Here is a 255-nt window from a genome sequence, read left to right on the forward strand (position 1 = left end):
TCACCGTGGAGCGGCATGTCCGTGGCAAGTGGGTGTGCAGAAACTGCGAAACACGGATTCAGGCCGCGGTGCCTGCGCACGTCATCGACAAGGGCATTCCGACTGCGGGACTGCTGGCGTCAGTGCTCGTTGCCAAATACGCTGACCACCTTCCCCTGTATCGTCAGGAGCAGATCTTTGCGCGGGCGGGCGTCGCGATACCGCGCTCGACATTGGGCGCATGGGTCGGTACGTGCGGCGTGCAACTACAACCGC

1 protein-coding gene is annotated in these 255 nt (G+C 63.1%); it reads left to right on the plus strand.

Annotated elements, in window-relative coordinates:
* A partial coding sequence (locus tag AB3X94_RS42220; protein ID WP_368614508.1) for a transposase occupies window positions 1–255 on the plus strand: 255 nt, incomplete at both ends.

This window comes from Paraburkholderia sp. BR10923 (genome assembly GCF_040948765.1).
Lineage (GTDB): Bacteria > Pseudomonadota > Gammaproteobacteria > Burkholderiales > Burkholderiaceae > Paraburkholderia > Paraburkholderia youngii.